The organism is Kitasatospora sp. NPDC048722 (genome assembly GCF_040650235.1).
Lineage (GTDB): Bacteria > Actinomycetota > Actinomycetes > Streptomycetales > Streptomycetaceae > Kitasatospora.
Genome location: NZ_JBEZGX010000002.1, coordinates 1 through 17,726, shown reverse-complemented (window position 1 = coordinate 17,726; position 17,726 = coordinate 1). Strand labels below are relative to the sequence as shown.

Below are 17,726 nucleotides of genomic sequence, written 5' to 3'. Positions count from 1 at the left end.
GGGAACATGTCGAAGGTGGCCTCGGCGCCATCGGTCGGGTCGCCTGCTCCCAGGTGTCAGGACCGATGACGCCGAGGCGTCTCCTACGGCTTCGGCTCGGCGTTCTGCAGGAACTGCTCCGGCATCAGCGGGCACCACACCGCGGGCGGGACGTCCCAGTCCTGTGCCTGCCAGTCGTCGGTGATCTGGTCGATGTCGGAGAAGTACTCGATCCAGCTGCCCCAGGGGTCCTGGACGTAGTGGAACAGGTTGGAGCCCAAGGTGTGCCTGCCCAGACCCCAGCCGACGGTGTGGCCCTTGTCCGCCATGACCCGGGCGCCCATGGCCAGTTCGTCGATGCCCGCGACCTCCCAGCTGGAGTGGTGCAGGCCCGGATGACTGCTCTGGATGAAACCGAAGACGTGGTGGTCGCCGGGACCGGGGTTCATGAAGACGACCTTGCCGGTGATCCGGTCGGACACCCGGAGGCCGAGGGCGCGCTCGTAGAAGTCCTGTGAGCGGTTCACGTCCGAGGAGAAGACCAGCATGTGTCCCAGCCGCCGGGGGCGCGGCACCGCGTCCGCCTTGAGCCAGCTGGGCTCGTCCACGCGCCGGTAGTCACCGGCCACGTTCTGCTTGACGGGTTCGACCGCGCGGGGCGCGGCGAGTTCCTGCTCGCGCACGTTGACCGCGGTGCCGTCCGGGTCGCGGAACCACAGGCCGCCCTCGGGACCACCGGCCGGGGCGTCCCGCAGGGGGATGCCCAGGGACTCCAGGTGACGCTGCAGTTCGGGCAGGGAACCGTCGGGCGCCGCGAAGGCGACGTGATGCAGACGCTTGTCGTGTCCCTCGACGAGCAGTGTCTGGTCCTGGTCCCGGCCGTCGCAGCGCACGACCAACCGGTCGTCGCGTTCGTCGACGGTCAGTCCGAAGTCGGTGTAGAAGTCCTTTCCTTCGGCCAGATCGGGCAGTTGCAGGCCGTAGTGGAGTAGTCCGCTGACGTGCAGCATGGTGCTTTCCTTCGTCGTTCGTGTGGGGGCCGGAAGTCCTCGTCGGTCACAGCGGTGGCTGGCCGCCGAGGCTCCGCAGGTGTGCCCAGAGCCGGTCGAGCAGGGGCGGGCCGGCGGCCCGCCAAGCCGTGATCTCCTCGCCGGTGAGGCTGTGGATCGCCCCTGCCCGCCGGGCCGCGAGGTGGAGTCGGCAGGTGGTGTCGAGCAGCCACATGCGGGCGACGGCGTGGCCGGGTGTGGCGCCCGTGGTGAGGGCGCCGTTGCCGCGCAGGATGACCGCGTCGGCGTGGCCCAGCGTGTGGGCGGCACCTTCGGCTATACCGGCCGAACGCATGAGCCGCGCGTCGTCGTGGACGGGTACCGCTTCTCCGAGCAGTGCGCCCTGCCCGTGCAGCGGCGGGATGGTGCCGGACGCCGTCCCCCCGACTGCGAAGGCGGATTCAGGCGTGGCGCGGGCGACGGCCCCTACGTCGGGTCGCGCCCGGTAGACGGCCAGGTGCGCCCACGCCTCGCCAGGCGCGCCCGCCGGCAACGCCTCCGTGTCCAGCGCGATGCTCAGGAGGGTGTCGGTGCAGGCGTCGGCGAGGTCGGCCGGGGGCGTGATCAGGATGTGGTCGCCGTGACGTGCCGACACATGCCCGAACGCCGAGACCAGACCCAGTGCCGCGAGGGTGCGTGCCGCGACGGCCACCTCCGCGGGCAGGGTGCCGGCGTGTGGATCGACCGTCGTCCGCCGGCTCATATCGCGAGCCCCCCGGCGGCCTCGGGTGCAATGGCCGCCTCGGCGGCGAGTGCCGCGAAGAGCGGAGAGGCGTCGAGGTGGATCCGCAGCGAGGTGATCGCTCCCGAGGGGGCGCGGGCGATGACCGTGACACAGGGGAGCGTCAGCTCGGTGCCGCCGCGTGTGAGGTAGTGGACGCGGGCTTCGAGCAGCACGGTTGCCCGGTCGTCCACCTGCCAGCAGTTGCGCCACTCGTGTCGTATTCCGGAGAGTGCCGCGTGCAGGCTGTCCATTGCTTCACGTATCGCGACACGCCCGACCGCCGGCGGATTGTTGCCGAACACCAGCTCCCCGTCGGGGGCGAAGCGGTCGAGGACGCGGTCGATCAACTGCGCGTCGACGTCGGTGTAGAAGGACTCGGTCCAGCCGATCCAGTCGGGCGTGTCGGTCATCTCTGTTCCTTTCGTCGGTGGGTTCCGCGGTTCGCGTGTGGTCAGGCGACGTCGGTCACGGAGCAGCGACGCATGGCGTCGAGGGTCGCGGTGAGGGCCTGGAGGTAGTCACCGGTCATCGTCGCGGCGATGGTCGCCTCGACCTCGGAGCCGCCGGGGACGCCGGACTGGACCAGGGCGAAGGTGAAGCGGAGCCGCAGGTCGTGGTCGTCGCCCTCGATCTCGTTGGCGATGGTGCCGAGCACCGGGCCCGACAGCCGGGTGAACACCACGCGGTGCGGCTCCTCGAGCGTGATCCGCTCACGGAAGTCGACCTCCCGGTAGCGGATGTCGCGGTCGAAGCAGGTGTCGTCGTAGCGCTCGACGACGGTGCAGTGGCTCATCGAGGGGACGAACGGCAGGGCGTTGTTGGCCTTGAGCACGAGTCCCTCCCACACCGCGGCACGGTCCAGCCGGGGCTCGCCGGGCTCGTTGACGGGCAGGACATGGGTCACGAAGATCATCGGTTCTCCTTCGCCGGCGGTGTCGCCGGGTTGGTGGGGATTGGGTACGGGTCGGCCGTGGTGCCGACCTGGCAGAGGGGGCCGCCCGTGGGGCCGGGCGGCTACGACGCGGCGGGGTGCGCCGTGCGGGGCAGCTGGCGCTGCCGGGTCGTGGGCGCCACCCGACCGCGCCACGTGTCGAGGGACGAGGGCAGCTCGGGGTCGAACACGCGCGGGATCCACGCCGTGTCGGCCTCGATGAGTCGCCCGCCGACCGCGTACTCGTAGGTGAGGTTCTCGGGGCCGCGGAAGTAGAGGAACACCGAGCCGGACGTGGGGTGCCGTCCCGGCCCCATGACGATCTCCACGCCCCGGTCGGTCAGGAAGTGCCAGTTGCGCATGAGCGCATCGAGCGAGTCGACCTGGAAGTTGATGTGACACAGGCCGGCCTCCTCGCCCCGGAACACGGCGAGCTTGTGGTGGACGGGGTCGATGCGCATCAGGCAAGCGCGGTCGCCGACCCAGTCCGACACGCGCGCATTGAACGTCGTGGACCAGAACCGGTGGGCCTCGTGCACATCCGGCGCGTCCAGGCACAGGTGCCCGAACTCGGTGATCCCGGCGTCGCGGGTGTGCCGCAACGGTTCGGCGGAACGGTACTGCGCCGCGGCCAGTTCTATGCGGTTGCCGAAGGGGTCGTCGAAGGCGATGTACTCCGAGACCCCGCGGGAGCGTGCCCCCGCCGGATCGCCGCGTTCGACCCGCAGGCCCTGCTTCTCCAGTTCGCTCTCCGCGGCGGCCAGGGCGTCGCGCCCGGCGACGGTGAAGCCGGAGGCGATGACGCCGGAGCGCCCCTGGACGAAGGTGAGGCAGTGACCCCGGGGGTCGGCCCGCAGATGCGCCACCCCGGGCTCGTCGGAATCGACCACTTCGAGGCCGACGATGTCACCGGCGAACCGGACGGCGCCTTCCAGGTCTTCGACACCCGAGCGCACGTAGGCGATGTCGGTCAGGGTGATCACGGCGTGGTCCTCTCGTCGTATCCGAGGTAGCCGCGTGCCCGGGCGCTGTCCGGCCAGCGCTCGCAGAGCGAGCCGGTCAACTGGGTGCGCAGGCACAGCGACGTCTCGCAGCGGCAGGTGCACAGGGTGTCGGCGGCGCCGGCCGCCACCTTGCGAGGCCAGTCGGGATCCACGAAGAGCGGCCGGGCCAGGCCCACCGCCTGCGCCTGCTGCGCCCGGAGGACCCGCGCCGCCTCCCGGGGATCGCCCAGACCGCCGTTGGCCACCACGGGGATCCGCACCGCACGCTGCAGTGCCTCCGAGTCGTGCACCGAGTAGGCCGGCTCCCCGAGTACGTCCGCGTTGCGCGGAAGACGCATGGTCTCGAACGTGGCGGGGATCGCGAAGAGGAAGGCGGCCCCTGCGTCCTCCAACAGCGGAGCGAGCCGCACGGCGTCCTCCAGGCTCCACCCGCCCTCCACGCGCTCGTCGCTGAGCAGGTGCACTCCGACCGCGAAATCCGCACCGGTGCTCGCGGTGACCCGGCGCACCACCTCCAGCACGAGCCGGGTGCGCCCCTCGAAGTCGCCGCCCCACCGGTCGGTGCGCCGGTTGGTGCGCGGCGAGAGAAAGCCGGAGAGCAGGAAGCCCTGCGCCGCGTGGATGTCCACACCGTCGAACCCGGCACGCTCGCACAGCCTCGCGGCCCGCACGAAGGCGTCGACGGTCTCCTCGATCTCCTCCGGCGCGATCTCCTGCGGGGTCACAACCCGGCCGGGCGTCAGCTCGAAGGAGACCGCCGACGGAGCGAGGCGGGGGCGGCACCCGTACTCCTCCCAGGGCCCCGCGTACCTGCCGGCGTGCACGATCTGCACGATCGCCAGGGCGCCGTGCCTGCGGATCTCGGAGGCCAGCCGCCTCAACCCGGGCAGCTGATCCTCGTCGCTCACCAGCGTCTGCAGCGGCATCTGCCGGCCCGCGACGCTGATCGCGAAGTTCTCGGTGATCACCACTCCGGCGCCGCCCTGGGCACGACGGGCGTAGTGCTCGATCTCGCGATCGGTCACGGTACCGTCCGGGTTGGCGTAGCCGACGGACATCGGCGCGTGCACGATCCGGTTGCGGGCCGTACGGCCGCCGAGGCGCAGCGGCGCGAAGAGCGGTGCGAAGTCCGCGGCGTCGGCTGCGCGGCTCGGGCCCGTGGCGGAGGTCATCCCTGCTCCACGGTGTTCGAGGGCGCGGAGGCGAGAAGCGGTTCGGCCTGCCGCACGTCGTTGCCGAGCTCGCCGAGCGGTTCGATCTGGATGCGCAGCCGGTCGCCGTCCTGGAGAGCCAGGCCCTTGGCCGCCCCGACACCGGCCGGCGTACCGGTGGCGATGACGTCGCCCGGCTCCAGCGTCATCAGCGCACTTGCGGCCGAGACGAGCTGCGCCACGGTGAAGATCATGTCCTTGGTGTTCCCGTCCTGTTCCAGTACGCCGTTGCGCCACAGCCGGATGGGCAGCGCCTGCGGATCGGCCACGAACCAGGACGGCGTCACCCCGGGGCCGATCGGTGTGAAGGTGTCGCGCCCCTTGGACGCGAGCCAGTCGTAGGCGAACGGGGGCGCCAACGGGTTCGGCCGGGCGTGCAGGCCGCGCGCCGAGACGTCGTTGACGATGGTGTAGCCCGCGACGGCCTCCAGCGCCCGTTCCACAGGCAGCCGGTGGGCCCGTCGTCCGATCACCACGCCGAGTTCGGCCTCCCAGTCCACGCGGGCCGCAGGGTCACCGGGGATGGAGACCGCCTCTCCGGGCCCGACGATCGCCGTCGGCGGGAGCAGGAAGAAGTACGGTTCCATGCCGTCGGGTAGCGTCCCGACACCCATTTCCCGCAGGTGGTCGTGGTAGTTGGCGCCGGCGAAGACCAGCTTGCCCGGACGCGGCAGAGGCGCCAACAGCTCCACGGATTCGAGAGGTTCGCCCTCGGCGGGCCGCCAGGCGCGCAGGACCGGCTCGAGCTCCGCCCAGTCCTGCAGCGCCGCCCCCACGTCGGGATACCGCGCCAGTACCGGGTGGAATCGAACCCGTCCCTCTGCGTCGGCGGCGACGAACGACGCGGCGCTGGGCCCCTCGGCCCGGCAGGTCACCAGGTTCCATACGGACATACGAACTCCAGGCATCGATTGTTTGCCGCGCCATGATTCGGGAGCAGTGGCGCCAGCACGCTGAAGTAGGGAGGCCAGCTTGGTGCTGGCGGCTTGCTGGAACACAGTGCATACAGTTTCGGCTCTGGTCAATAGGTCGACCAAGTATTGACTTCGCCGGGCGAAAGTGTACACAGTTTGAGAGCGCGGTTTGCCCGGACGTGGCAGGCGGCGCACTCGACAGACCCGCACAGACCCGATCGGAGATCGTCATGACGGATGTCGCCGCACTTCCGGCGGGGCAGGCCGAGGGGGTGCCGTCATGACCGCACCGCCCCTGAGCGAGGTGGCGGACACTCTTCTCGCCGCTCACCACAGCCGGGTTCCGGTCGAACCGCTCGTGGGCACGTACCGCGGGCTGACGCTCACGGACGCCTACGAGATCCAGCTGCTGCAAGTCCGCCGCCGCGTCGCCGGCGGAGCGCGGATCAAGGGCCACAAGGTCGGCCTGTCGTCCCCCGCCATGCAGCGGCAGTTGGGGGTGGACCAGCCGGACTACGGCCATCTGCTGGACGACATGTTCTGGCTGGAGAACGCCCCCGTGCCGGCCTCACGGTTCCTTCAGCCGCGGGTCGAGCCGGAGATCGCCTTCGTGCTCAGACGTCCGCTGGCCGGACCGGGAGTCACGGTCGCGGAGGCCGCCGCGGCCGTGGACTTCGTCCTGCCGGCGCTGGAACTGATCGACTCACGCATCCGCGACTGGCGCATCGGGATCGTCGACACCGTCGCGGACAACGCCTCCGCCGGCGGCGTCGTCCTCGGCAGCACCCCGGCCCGGCTGACGGACGTCGATCTCCGCCTCGCCGGCTGCACGCTGCACCGCAACGGCGACCTGGTCGGCACCGGCGCGAGCGGCGCGGTGCTCGGCTCGCCGCTGACCTCGCTGGTCTGGCTGGCCAACACCGTCGGCGCGCGCGGCGTGGTCCTGGAGGCGGGACACGTCGTGCTGCCGGGTTCCGTCACCGCCTCCGTCGCCGTCGGCGCGGGTGACACCGTCACCGCCGCCTTCGCCGGGATCGGCAGCGTCACGGCACGCTTCACCGAGGAGAGTTCATGAGCAAGGTCACCGCGGCCATCGTCGGCCCGGGCAACATCGGCACCGACCTGCTCGCCAAGCTGATGCACAGCCCGACCGTCGAGGTCCGCTACATGGTCGGCGTCGACCCGGCATCGGACGGGCTGGCCCGGGCCCGCGACCTGGGTCTGGAGACGTCCGCGGAGGGAGTGGACTGGCTGCTGTCGCGCGGCGAACCACCGCAGCTGGTGTTCGAGGCGACCTCCGCGAAGGCGCACATCGCGAACGCGGCGCGCTACGCCGCAGCGGGCATCCAGGCGATCGACCTGACCCCGGCGGCCGTCGGCCCGCTCGTCTGCCCGCCGGTGAACCTGGAAGAACACCTGGACGCCCCCAACATCAACATGATCACCTGCGGCGGGCAGGCCACCCTCCCGATCGTGCACGCGGTCTCCCGCGTGGTCCCGGTCGAGTACGCGGAGATCGTCGCGTCGATCGCCTCCCGGTCGGCCGGACCCGGAACCCGCGCGAACATCGACGAGTTCACCGAGACCACCTCGCACGCCATCGAGCGGGTCGGCGGCGCGGGCAAGGGCAAGGCGATCATCATCCTCAACCCGGTCGACCCGCCGATGATCATGCGCGACACGGTGTTCTGCGCCATCCCGGAGGACGCCGACCGGGACGCCATCAACGAGTCCGTCGCGCGCATGGTCGGCGAAGTGGCCGCGTACGTCCCGGGCTACACGCTGCGGGCGGACCCCCAGTTCGACGATCCGCGCCCCGAATGGAAGGGACGAGCCCGGGTGGCCGTCTTCCTCGAGGTGCGCGGCCGGGGCGACTACCTGCCGCCCTGGGCAGGAAACCTGGACATCATGACGGCCGCGGCCGCTCGCGTCGGCGAGCGGCTGGCGGAAGCCCGGATCACGGCGGTGACTTCATGACCACCCTCACCAACTCCCAGCAGCCGCGAGCGCTGCGGATCACCGACTCCACCCTCAGGGACGGCTCGCACGCCATGCGGCACCGGTTCACCGAGAATCAGGTGCGCGGTGTCGTGCACGCCCTCGACCAGGCGGGCGTCGAGGTCATCGAGGTGGCCCACGGTGACGGCCTCGGCGGCGCCAGCTTCAACTACGGCTTCTCCGCCGTGGACGAGATCCGGCTGATCGAGGCTGCCGTCGACGAGGCGACCCGGGCGAAGATCGCCGTGTTGCTGCTGCCCGGCGTCGGCACGGTCACCGACCTGAAGCGCGCCCACGCCGTCGGCGCGGATGTGGCCCGGATCGCCACCCACTGCACCGAGGCCGACACGTCCGCCCAGCACTTCGCCGCCGCCCGCGAGTTGGGCATGGAGACGGTCGGCTTCCTGATGCTCTCGCACCGCGTCGGCCCGGCAGAACTCGCCGCCCAGGCGCGGATCATGGTGGATGCCGGTGCCCAGTGCGTCTACGTCGTCGACTCGGCCGGGGCCCTGGTGCTGAGCGACGCGCAGGCCCGGGTCGAAGCCCTGGTGCAGGAGATCGGACACGAGGCGCAGGTCGGCTTCCACGGCCACCAGAACCTCTCCCTCGGCGTCGCCAACTCGGTGCTCGCCTACCAGGGCGGTGCCCGGCAGATCGACGGCGCCCTGTGCGCGCTCGGCGCCGGCGCCGGAAACGCGCCGACCGAGGTGCTCGCGGCCACCTTCGAACGCCTGGGCATCCCCACCGGCCTGGACGTCGGCCTCGCCATGGCCGCCGCGCAGGACGTGGTCAAGCCGTTCATCCCCCGGCTGCCGTGGATGGACCGTTCCTCGATCGTGCAGGGCTACGCGGGCGTCTACTCCAGCTTCCTGCTGCACGCCGAACAGGCCGCCGAACGCTACGGGGTACCCGCCCACGAGATCCTCCAGCGGGTCGGCGAGGCCGGATACGTCGGCGGCCAGGAGGACATGATCATCGACATCGCGCTGAGGCTGGCCGAAGAGCGCGAGAAGGCGGGGGCCAGCCGATGAGCTGGGACATCGCTCGCGCCGCCACCGTCCTGCTGGCGGCCGAGGACAACCGTACCGACCGCGGTCCGATCACCGACGAGTGGCCCGGACTCGACCTGGACACCGCCTACGCGGTCCAGGACGAGACGCTGCGCCGCCGACTCGACCGGGGCGAGCACATCGTGGGCATCAAGCTCGGCCTGACCTCGCGTGCCAAACAGGAGCGGATGGGCATCGCTGCGCCCCTGACGGCCTGGCTGACCGACGGCATGTTGCTGCCGACCGGAGCTCCCGTCCCGCAGGGCCGGCTGATCCACCCGCGCGCCGAACCGGAGATCGTGTTCGTGATGAAGGACCCGCTGGCCGGTCCCGGTGTCACCGCCGCCACCGCCCTGGCCGCGGTCGGCTCGGTGCACGGCGGCATCGAAGTGATCGACAGCCGCTACCGCGACTTCCGCTTCACCCTGCCCGACGTGGTCGCCGACAACGCCTCCTCCGGCCGATTCCTCACCGGCCCGGTCGGTGTGGCGCCCGAGGCGCTGGACCTGGCGATGGAAGCCTGCCTGGTCGAGGTCGACGGCCAGGTCGCCGACAGCGCCACCGGTGCCGCCGTCCAGGGCCACCCGGCCGAGGCCCTGGCCCTGGCCGCCAACGAGCTCGGCCGCCGGGGCCTGGCGATCGAGCCCGGCTGGCTCGTGCTCACCGGCGGCATGACCGACGCCGTACCCGTACCGCCCGGCACCACCGTCGCGGTGCACTTCACCCACCTCGGTTCGCTCCACCTGACGGGAGGCTGACATGCCGCTGATCGAAGTGACGATGGTCCACGGACGGACCCCGGAGGAGATCCGGTCGCTGATCCACGAGGTCACCAGGGCGGTGGTCGAGGCACTGGACGTACCGCAGCACAGCGTCCGCGTGGCCGTCCGGGAACTGCCGAAGACCCACTGGGCGGCCGGTGACGTCACCATCGCCGAGCGGGAAGCGGCGACGGAAGCGGCGACCACGACCGGGGGAGCGGCGCACTGATGGAGTTCTACGGTCATGTGATCGACGGCGAGGAAGTGGCCTCGCTCTCGGGCGCCGCCTTCTCGTCCACCGACCCCTACACCCGCCGGCCCTGGGCGGAGGCCGCCCTCGGCGCCAGCGCCGACGCCGACCGCGCGGTGAGAGCGGCTCGCCGTGCCTTCGACGACGGCCCCTGGCCACGCATGGGCGCGGCGGAGCGCGGCCGGATCCTCCACCGTCTGGCGGACCTGATCGAGCAGAACGCGGAGGAACTGGCCCAGGCGGACACCCGGGACATGGGCAAGCCGATCACCCAGTCACAGGGCAACGACGTTCCGCGCACGGCGGCGAACTTCCGTTTCTTCGCCGACCACGCGAGGCTCTCCACCTCCGAGAGCTACCCGATGGACACCGGCCACCACGCCTACACGCGTTTCGACCCGGCCGGGGTCGTCGCGGCGATCGCGCCGTGGAACTTCCCGATGATGCTGGAGTCCTGGAAGGTCGCACCGGCGCTCGCCTGGGGCAACACGGTGGTGCTCAAGCCGGCCGAGGACACCCCCGTCTCGGCCACGCTCATGGCGCGGCTGGCCCTGGAAGCGGGCATGCCCCAGGGCGTGTTCAACGTCGTCCACGGGTACGGCCCCGACTCGGTCGGCCAGGCCCTCACCGAGCACCCGGCCGTGGACCGGATCACCTTCACCGGCGAGTCCGGCACCGGCCGCGTCATCGCCGCCGCCGGCGCCCGTAACCTCACCCCGGTCAGCCTCGAACTCGGCGGCAAGGGGGCGAACATCGTCTTCGCCGACGCGGATCTGGACGGCGCCGTCGAGTGGTCGATCCGCGCCGTGTACACCAACTCGGGCCAGGTGTGCCTGGCCGGCTCCCGGTTGTACGTCCAGCGGGAGGTCTACGACGAGTTCCTCACGCGGTTCGTCGCGGCGGCGGACGCCATGGTCATCGGCGACCCCAAGAACCCGGCCACCCAGATCGGACCACTGGCCTCCGCCGAGCACCACGCCAAGGTCGCCGGCTACGTGGACACCATCGCCCAACAGGGCGGCACGCTCCGCACCGGTGGTCGGGGCGAGGGCTGGACCATGCGCCCCACCGTCGTCACCGGCATGGCCCCTACCGCCCGGCACGTCCGGGAGGAGATCTTCGGGCCGGTGGTCGTCGTGATCCCGTTCGCCACCGAGGCCGAGGTGATCGAACTCGCCAACGACACACCGTACGGGCTCAACGCGATGCTGTTCACCGAGAACCTGCACCGCGCCCACCGCGTCGCGGCAGCGCTCCGGGCGGGTACGGTCTGGGTGAACTGCTTCTTCGTACGGGACCTGCGGGCCCCCTTCGGCGGCGTCGGCGACTCCGGAATCGGGCGCGAGGGAGGCACGTTCAGCCGGGAGTTCTTCACCGAGCCCAAGGCAGTGGTGATGCAGATCGACCCGGCCGGTCCCGACCGGCCTCGGGGTGGCCGGCGACGGTCGGCCGCGTGACCGGCCACCGCTATGGCGAGGTCGGCGGGCCGGGCCCCGGCAGGCGGCGGGGTTCACCGACCTTGAAGGCACAGCGCCCATAAGTGTTCCAAGGGCGCGGCGATCAGGGGGAGTCGGTGCTCACCGATGCCGTGGTCCCGAAGAGTCCGCCCTGCGGGTGGCGACGGATCTGCGCTCTGCCGCGGTGACCTCATCTGCCTGCTCGCCGCGTTCCTCGGGGCCCGGCCCGCTCACGCCGCATCACCATCCATGCCAGTGCTGTCACTTGCCGTCCAGCGTAATTTCACCATATGCTGAAACTAGTTTCCATGCGCGGGGAAATTAGGAGTTGCCGGCGGTGGCGGTCGGTGTCGCGGCTGCAAGACCGAGTGGGCGACCCGACCAGGGACACGCCGGCGGTGACGGCAGCGGCCGCGCCCAGGCCGCCACCGTCGGCTTCCCCGCTTGGCCCGGTGGGGCGGGGCAACCGCCCGGTGCGGCGCCCGGCCCGGGGTTTTCCGGTGTCGGTGTGTCGCCTTCGGGGCTCCGTCATGTGTGCGCGGTGTGGTTCTTCCGGCCGGCTGGTCGTCGGCCTGTACATCGATCAGGAAGGGAATCGCCGATGGGCGACGTCATCCACATCGACGGCACCGCCTCCACCAAGCAGGGCGGCCTGTACGCGCCCTGGGTCACCCGCTGATCCAGCGGCGTCACGACGGTCGAGGCGGCCACCGATCCCACCCATGGCCCCGTCGACCGGCGTCCTGTTCCGCATCCCCCGGCTCGAAGCAAGCAGCCTGATCGCGCCCTGAACGCGAGCGCGTTGGCTGTCCGACTTCCGTAGGGGTGGAACACCCGCCCGCGCCCTGCGGCTCCCGACTACGGAGCCGCAGGCGCGGCGAAGGTCACGACTGGCTACCCGGCCGTCATCGAGGCCCTCCGAAGGCGGAGCACAGCGTGTTCCTCCACCCCGTCACGGTGGTGCGGCGCGATGTCGCCGTGCTGACCCGCCAGTGGCCGCACCGACGTCCGCCGGGCTGCGTCAGGCAGCACTTGGCGCAGCCGTGACAGTCTCGCGAAGGGCGTCCTCGGTCGGTGTGGGCGTGAGGCCGAAGGCTTCCTGGGCCTGGCGGGAGTCCAGGACGAACGGGTGGTCAAACTGGTAGCGGACCTCGGGGATCTCCCGGGCGTCGGCGTTGAACAGGCCGGCCAGGCGGAGCACGGAGGCGGGCATCCGGCTCGTCCGGGCGGTGGGGGCGGCGGCCAGGGTGGCGGCGAGGCCGGCCGGTTCGCGGATGGACCTGGGCGGCGGGGTCGGGGCGTGCCAGGGGCGGCCCCAGGTCGACTCGTCGTCGGCGACGGCGACCAGGGTGCGAGCCATGTCGCCGGTGTAGGTCCAGCTGTGCGGGGCTGCCCGCCTAGCGGTGAGGGGTCTGGGTGCGCGCCGCAGGCGCTGGAGGACGTCTGGCGGTTGCGTGGGGTGTCGGGCGCGGGAGGGGGCACGGTGGTGGCGGTGGGACCGGGGTGGAGTTCGTCACCGCGGCATGGGCAGTCTGCTGCCGGATGACCGTGCTGGAGGCGGGGGCCGGCCGCTCGCGGGGCTGCTCCCGGGGGAGGCCGGCGAGCCGATGGCCGCCTGGTAGGTGAAGGTCCTCTCCGTCCGGCGCGAGCCGGAGGGTGGGCTGATCCATGCCGTTCAGGACAACCGCGAAGCGGCCGGAGCGATCGTCAATCCCGGCGCGTTGATGATGGCGGGCCGGGGTGCGGGACGCACCGGCGAACTACCCGCACTCGTGAGTCGGGGCGCATATCTCGAACGGTCTGGGCCCGGGAGTCGTTAGACTCGTTTCAGCGTATGCTGAAATTGTGGTGGGCGGCAGGTGCCGCCCCCTTCGACCTGATGCGGAAAGGTGATGCGGGTGACTGGGCGGGGCCCCCGGGGGGAACGCGGTGAGCAGGCGGACAAGATCCTCGCCGCCGCCCGCAGATCCTTTGCGACGCGCGGATACGCCGCAACCTCGCTCCGCGCGGTTGCAGTGGAGGCCGGCGTCGACCCCGGCCTGGTGCACTACTACTTCCGCACCAAGCCCGGACTGCTGGAAGCGGTCATGCAGCCCCCCGTGGAGTTCGGGGCGGCGGTGGCCGCGGCCGCCGAGCGGCCGCTCCACGAGCGGGGGCGCGCGTTCGTGCAGGCCAACCTCCGCCTGTGGGAGGACCCCGCCTCCGCCGAGGTCCTGCGCGCCATCATCCTGACCGCCGCCCAGGAGCCCGCCGCCTTGCAGCGCCTGCGGCAGTTGTTCTCCGAGCTCGTCCTGGCCGTCGTCTCCCACAGTCTGCCCGACGCCGAACGCACCCTGCGCGCCAGTCTCATCGCCACCCAGATCGTCGGCATGGTGATGAACCGCTACATCTGGCAGGTCGGCGACATCGCGTCGCTCTCCGCCGACGCCGTCACCGACCTCCTCGCCCCCACCATCCAGCGCTACCTCGTCGACCCCCTGCCGTGACCGGCGGTCTCCGCTGTCAACCCCGCACTGATCGACGTCAGCGCCCAGGGCTTCCGTAGCGACAGCGACCACGGCACCCACGCGGCCTACGACGACGTCATCCAGGTGGCCGGCGGCCGGGTCCGGCTCGACCGTCAGATCTCCGGACAGCCGCACTACGTGCCCACCGTGCCGGCGGACAAGATCTGCGGCATGCAGATCGCCCAGTCGGTCCTGGCCGCACCGCACTGCCGGGAGCGCGGCCGCATGGGTCAGCACGTCGAGGTCCCGATGGTCGACACGGTGCTCGCCTTCAAACCGGGCGCCGCCGGCCTGGAGCCGGAGGGGCGCTCGACTCGCTCACCCGGCCCCGAGCGCCGGGCCCAACGATCCGCCGACGGCGGGATGTGCATCCTGTCGCAGCGCGACCGAAACCGGCGGGACTTCACCGCTTTCGCCGGCCACCTCGAACCGGCCGAGGACCCGTCCTTCGTCACCGGTCCCGACCACGCCCACCACGCCGACGACCTCTACGGGCGATGGCGGAGCTGATACCACGGCACAACGTGCCCGACGGCTTGCTGCTCGGGCAGCGCGGCGACGGCTGGAAGGAGGTCGTCGGTGAGCCTGCCTTCGAGTGCGGCCGCCCGGAGCGCTACCGAGCGCTGCGTCCGAGCTACTGACTCCGGCTCGTCAGGGTGCACTTGCGAAGTCCCTGATGGGTCTGGGTGGCTGTATCCGGTGGTGTGTGAGGATGATCAGGCCCTCAGAGCCGACGGGGTCGGGAGCGGTCGTGCACCTGAGGAGTGGGGCCCTCGATCAGGTGGGCTCGGGCGTCGAGAATCCACCCGTTGCCGAGCCGCAGTACCGATTCGTCCGGGGGAGGGGAGGTCGGTCAGGGCCTGCATGCGATCTGCGCCGGGTTGTGTCGGCGGGTGCCGGGTGCTCCGCGGCTCCGGTACGCCGCGTGCCTGCACCTGTCCGCCACGGCGACCTCGACCTCGGAGGCCGCCGTGTCCGGTGGACACGTGCTCCTGTCAGGCCGCTCGTTTGGTCCTTCCGTGCCGGCGCACCTGCCCCCGGCCTCCGTGGCGCACCATCCAGCATCATCCGAACGATGGGTGACAACAGGACAGGCGAGGGGCGGAGGCCGGGGAGCGCCGATGGCGGGCGGTGGGTAGGCGGTCAGCGAGGCGGCCCGAGGATGACGTTGCCGTGCAGGGAGGCGGCTTCGCGGAGGCGGTCCTTGTTGAGCTCGAACCCCTCCGGGCGGGGGGTGGTGATGTCGCGTCCGGCGTGCCGGAACATCTCCTCGATGCCTCCGGGGGTGGTGATGAGGAGGAGGTCCGCGCGGTGGGACGTGATGCGGTAGCTGTGGGGGATGTTCCGGGGCAGGTATATGGCGCCGCCTTCGGACAGTTCGTGGCATTCGTCGCCGGCCCACACCAGCGCATTGCCCTTGAGGAGGACGAAGACCTCGTCCTCGCGGGTGTGGAGGTGGAATGGCGGGGCCTCGTCCTTGGGGACGTCGAACAGTCCGACGGTGAGCTTTCCTTCGGTGGCCTGGCTGTCGAGCAGGATGGTGAGCAGCCCGCCGCCGAGCCACTCGAGGGTCTGCTGCTGATCGGGATTGGCGAGGTAGGGCATGGTCATGCCGGTCTCCGGAATGGATGTGGTGGCCCAGAGGCCGAGGGGCGAGGCGCCGACGCGTCCCGGACGCGGTGGCAGTGCTGGGGGGCGGGCGCCATCGGTGACGCCGGCTGTGCCGCGGAGGAGGAAGGCCTTGCTAGCGGCGGGTGAAGCGGGTGATGAGGGTGACGGTGGTGAGGCCCTTGATCATTCCGGCCCTGTTCCAGCCCATGCCGAAGTCGTTGCGGTCGATGACGACCTGGGAGCTGAGGGTCACGTCGTCAGGGCCGGTGGACGTGGTGCGGGCGCTGAAGGTGAGCGGGCGGGTCCTGCCGAGCACGGTGAGGTGGCCGGTGACCTCGGCGGTTCCGGTGTAGTCGGTGACGACGCCGGTGGCGGCGAAGGTGAACGTCGGATACCTCTCGACGTCGAAGAAGTCCGCAGAGCGCAGGTGATCGTCGAGCTTGGCCTGCTTGCTGTGGATCGACGCGGCCTCGATGGTCAGCGTGCCGTGCACGGAACCGTCGAGGCCGATCTCGCCTTCTCCGCTGAGTCCGGTGAAGGCGGCCCTGACCGTGGCCAGCCCCCACACCGACTTGTGCTTGATCTCCACTGATGACCTGGTCGCGTCCAGGACCCAGGAGCCGGCGCTGAGGCCGGACGGTCCGCCGGAGGGCCGGGAGGGGTTGGTGGGGTGGCTCGTCATGGCGACCGCCTTTCACTGTGGGACGGGGGGTGAGCTTCCGGACGGAGCTGCTCGGCCGCCGGCACCGCGGGCGGGGACGGCAAGGTCCTTCCGGTGCCGCGCGACCACGTACGGCACCGTGAAGGGGTTCTTTCCCCGGGCAGGTGCGCGTCGGCGCGGATCCGGACGCCGTCGGACGCCGTGATCCACTCCTGCTTGAGCGTGCTCGTGATCGACTCTTAGTTTCATCACATGTGGAAACTAGTTTCAGCGTATGATGAAACTGCCGTGGGCGGCAAGGTCCGTTCCCGAATGCCCCACGGTCCACCGCGTCCTGAGAGGCGCGCCCGAGGTCTGTGCCCTCACCGGCACGCACCCAGCCCGGCCTACCGTCACCGCACCCACGCACCGAGGATCATGCCGCGTGCCACATCACCGACCGATCGCCCCGCCTGGCGCCGAACGGCCCGGCCAGGCGCTGCCAGCCGTCGAAGTCGCCCTGGACTTCGACGGCGACGTCGGCGACAGCCGCCGCCCCGGGCGCGCGCAACCGCGGGACGAGGTCGCCCGGGCCGCCGACGCCCTGCGCGCGCTTGGCATCGACCGGAGTGACCGGGTCGCGCTCCAACCGCCGGTGATCCCGGACTTGGTGGTGGACAACCCCGCCGACGTGCGCGAGCTGCCGGCCGCCGGCGCGACCCAGCTGATCTGGGAGGCCGAGCCCCGCGGTGACACGCCGGTGCCGCTGTGGCGGCTTGCCGGGAAGTACGGCGTCACCGTCTGGCACGCCGACCCCGTGGCGCTGACGGACCTGCTGCGCGGCGTACTCGGACCCGTTGATGGATACGACCTGAGGAGCCTGCGGCCGACAGTCGGGCTCAGCTCGGCTCGAGGGCGCCCCGGGCGGCGACCGGTTCTGGCGCCGGGAGCGCCTCGGCACCGGCCGGAGCACCCTCGGGGGGCTGTGCGGCAGCGCCCGGCCCCGGCTTGCGGTCCCGTCGCAGCGGAGCGCCCGACCGTACACGGTCCGCTGGTCGTGGCGGCTCGGACGGCGCACACCGACTGGCGGCCCGGAACCTGCGCTGACCGGGTCGGGCGGCACGCGAGCGGGACCGAAGGAGGGCAGAAGGGTTTTCGGCCCGGCGTGACCACGGGTCTACCCGGTCCGGGGCGCCGCATCACCTGCCGCGGGCCGTGATGGACGACGCCGCTGGTGGGGCCTTGGCGGCCCGAACGACCTTCCGACGAGACACGCACGAAGACGCACGAGGAGCACAAAGTGAGTAATGAGAGCCTGGCCAACCTGCTCAAGGAGGAGCGTCGTTTCGCTCCCCCGGCAGAGCTCGCCGCAGCGGCCAACGTCACCGCGGCCGCGTACGCGCAGGCCTCCGAGGACCGCCTGGGCTTCTGGGCCGAACAGGCCCGCCGCCTGGACTGGGCCACCGAACCCACCCAGACGCTCGACTGGTCGAACCCCCCGTTCGCCACCTGGTTCGCCGACGGCACCCTCAACGTCGCCCACAACTGCGTCGACCGCCACGTCGCCAACGGCCTCGGCGACCGCGTCGCCATCCACTTCGAAGGCGAACCCGGCGACAGCCGCTCCATCACCTACGCCCA

Annotated in this window: 19 protein-coding genes and 1 pseudogene; 9 read left to right on the top strand and 11 right to left on the bottom strand. The window is 71.4% G+C overall.

Annotation, left to right across the window (positions count from 1 at the left end; genetic code table 11):
- Positions 1-83: 83 nt before the first annotated feature.
- The 7 genes from AB0C76_RS02015 to AB0C76_RS01985 all read right to left on the bottom strand — a co-directional run bounded on the left by AB0C76_RS02015 (position 84) and on the right by AB0C76_RS01985 (position 5,791).
- Positions 84-989, bottom strand: coding sequence for a VOC family protein (locus tag AB0C76_RS02015; protein WP_359958177.1), 906 nt, complete (start codon positions 987-989; stop codon positions 84-86).
- A 46-nt stretch (positions 990-1,035) separates the two neighbouring features.
- Complete coding sequence (locus AB0C76_RS02010; RefSeq protein WP_359958174.1) at positions 1,036-1,731, bottom strand: class II aldolase/adducin family protein; 696 nt, start codon at positions 1,729-1,731, stop codon at positions 1,036-1,038.
- A complete protein-coding gene (locus AB0C76_RS02005; protein WP_359958171.1) occupies positions 1,728-2,162 on the bottom strand; it encodes a nuclear transport factor 2 family protein in 435 nt (144 codons plus the stop codon). Before AB0C76_RS02005 ends, AB0C76_RS02010 begins: the two co-directional genes overlap by 4 nt.
- Positions 2,163-2,203: 41 nt before the next feature.
- Entirely contained in the window at positions 2,204-2,665 is a 462-nt protein-coding gene (locus tag AB0C76_RS02000) for an SRPBCC family protein (protein ID WP_359958168.1), read from the bottom strand.
- A 101-nt stretch (positions 2,666-2,766) separates the two neighbouring features.
- A complete protein-coding gene (locus tag AB0C76_RS01995; RefSeq protein WP_359958165.1) occupies positions 2,767-3,666 on the bottom strand; it encodes a VOC family protein in 900 nt (299 codons plus the stop codon).
- Positions 3,663-4,859: an NADH:flavin oxidoreductase gene (locus AB0C76_RS01990; RefSeq protein ID WP_359958162.1), complete on the bottom strand. Its 1,197-nt coding sequence runs from the start codon at positions 4,857-4,859 to the stop codon at positions 3,663-3,665. Before AB0C76_RS01990 ends, AB0C76_RS01995 begins: the two co-directional genes overlap by 4 nt.
- Entirely contained in the window at positions 4,856-5,791 is a 936-nt protein-coding gene (locus AB0C76_RS01985) for a fumarylacetoacetate hydrolase family protein (protein ID WP_359958159.1), read from the bottom strand. The genes AB0C76_RS01990 and AB0C76_RS01985 overlap by 4 nt, the downstream gene beginning before the upstream one ends.
- Before the next feature lie 301 nt (positions 5,792-6,092).
- Between AB0C76_RS01985 and AB0C76_RS01980 the strand changes: the two genes are divergently transcribed.
- From AB0C76_RS01980 to AB0C76_RS01955, 6 genes are read left to right on the top strand one after another with little or no spacing between them, the layout of a single operon-like run.
- Positions 6,093-6,887 (top strand): 2-keto-4-pentenoate hydratase, encoded by a 795-nt coding sequence (locus tag AB0C76_RS01980; RefSeq protein ID WP_359958157.1) that lies wholly within the window; start codon positions 6,093-6,095, stop codon positions 6,885-6,887.
- Positions 6,884-7,789, top strand: a complete 906-nt coding sequence (locus AB0C76_RS01975; protein WP_359958154.1) for an acetaldehyde dehydrogenase (acetylating) — start codon at positions 6,884-6,886, stop codon at positions 7,787-7,789. Before AB0C76_RS01980 ends, AB0C76_RS01975 begins: the two co-directional genes overlap by 4 nt.
- On the top strand, positions 7,786-8,841 hold the full coding sequence (gene dmpG, locus AB0C76_RS01970) for a 4-hydroxy-2-oxovalerate aldolase (protein ID WP_359958151.1): 1,056 nt from the start codon (positions 7,786-7,788) through the stop codon (positions 8,839-8,841). Before AB0C76_RS01975 ends, dmpG begins: the two co-directional genes overlap by 4 nt.
- Positions 8,838-9,617 (top strand): 4-oxalocrotonate decarboxylase, encoded by a 780-nt coding sequence (locus AB0C76_RS01965; protein ID WP_359958148.1) that lies wholly within the window; start codon positions 8,838-8,840, stop codon positions 9,615-9,617. Before dmpG ends, AB0C76_RS01965 begins: the two co-directional genes overlap by 4 nt.
- Position 9,618: 1 nt before the next feature.
- Entirely contained in the window at positions 9,619-9,849 is a 231-nt protein-coding gene (locus AB0C76_RS01960; RefSeq protein ID WP_359958145.1) for a tautomerase family protein, read from the top strand.
- The gene (locus AB0C76_RS01955; RefSeq protein WP_359958142.1) at positions 9,849-11,327 is read left to right on the top strand and encodes an aldehyde dehydrogenase; all 1,479 of its coding nucleotides are present in this window, start codon (positions 9,849-9,851) and stop codon (positions 11,325-11,327) included. Before AB0C76_RS01960 ends, AB0C76_RS01955 begins: the two co-directional genes overlap by 1 nt.
- A gap of 1,021 nt (positions 11,328-12,348) precedes the next feature.
- On the opposite strand, the gene AB0C76_RS01950 is transcribed toward AB0C76_RS01955, so the two are convergent.
- Positions 12,349-12,687 carry a hypothetical protein gene (locus tag AB0C76_RS01950; RefSeq protein ID WP_359958139.1) on the bottom strand — a complete coding sequence of 113 codons (339 nt, stop codon included), beginning with the start codon at positions 12,685-12,687 and terminating at the stop codon, positions 12,349-12,351.
- A 538-nt stretch (positions 12,688-13,225) separates the two neighbouring features.
- On the opposite strand from AB0C76_RS01950, the gene AB0C76_RS01945 reads away from it, so the two are divergent.
- On the top strand, positions 13,226-13,813 hold the full coding sequence (locus AB0C76_RS01945; RefSeq protein ID WP_359958137.1) for a TetR family transcriptional regulator: 588 nt from the start codon (positions 13,226-13,228) through the stop codon (positions 13,811-13,813).
- A gap of 15 nt (positions 13,814-13,828) precedes the next feature.
- Positions 13,829-14,344, top strand: a pseudogene (locus AB0C76_RS01940) (CoA transferase); the annotation flags it as partial.
- A gap of 633 nt (positions 14,345-14,977) precedes the next feature.
- On the opposite strand, the gene AB0C76_RS01935 reads toward AB0C76_RS01940, so the two are convergent.
- The 3 genes from AB0C76_RS01935 to AB0C76_RS01925 all read right to left on the bottom strand — a co-directional run bounded on the left by AB0C76_RS01935 (position 14,978) and on the right by AB0C76_RS01925 (position 16,734).
- A complete protein-coding gene (locus AB0C76_RS01935) occupies positions 14,978-15,445 on the bottom strand; it encodes a cupin domain-containing protein (protein WP_359958134.1) in 468 nt (155 codons plus the stop codon).
- A 133-nt stretch (positions 15,446-15,578) separates the two neighbouring features.
- Positions 15,579-16,127, bottom strand: a complete 549-nt coding sequence (locus AB0C76_RS01930; RefSeq protein WP_359958131.1) for a YceI family protein — start codon at positions 16,125-16,127, stop codon at positions 15,579-15,581.
- Between the two features lie 394 nt (positions 16,128-16,521).
- Entirely contained in the window at positions 16,522-16,734 is a 213-nt protein-coding gene (locus AB0C76_RS01925; RefSeq protein WP_359958128.1) for a hypothetical protein, read from the bottom strand.
- A gap of 651 nt (positions 16,735-17,385) precedes the next feature.
- Between AB0C76_RS01925 and AB0C76_RS01920 the strand changes: the two genes are divergently transcribed.
- A partial coding sequence (locus AB0C76_RS01920) for an acetyl-coenzyme A synthetase N-terminal domain-containing protein (RefSeq protein ID WP_359958125.1) occupies positions 17,386-17,726 on the top strand: 341 nt, incomplete at its 3' end.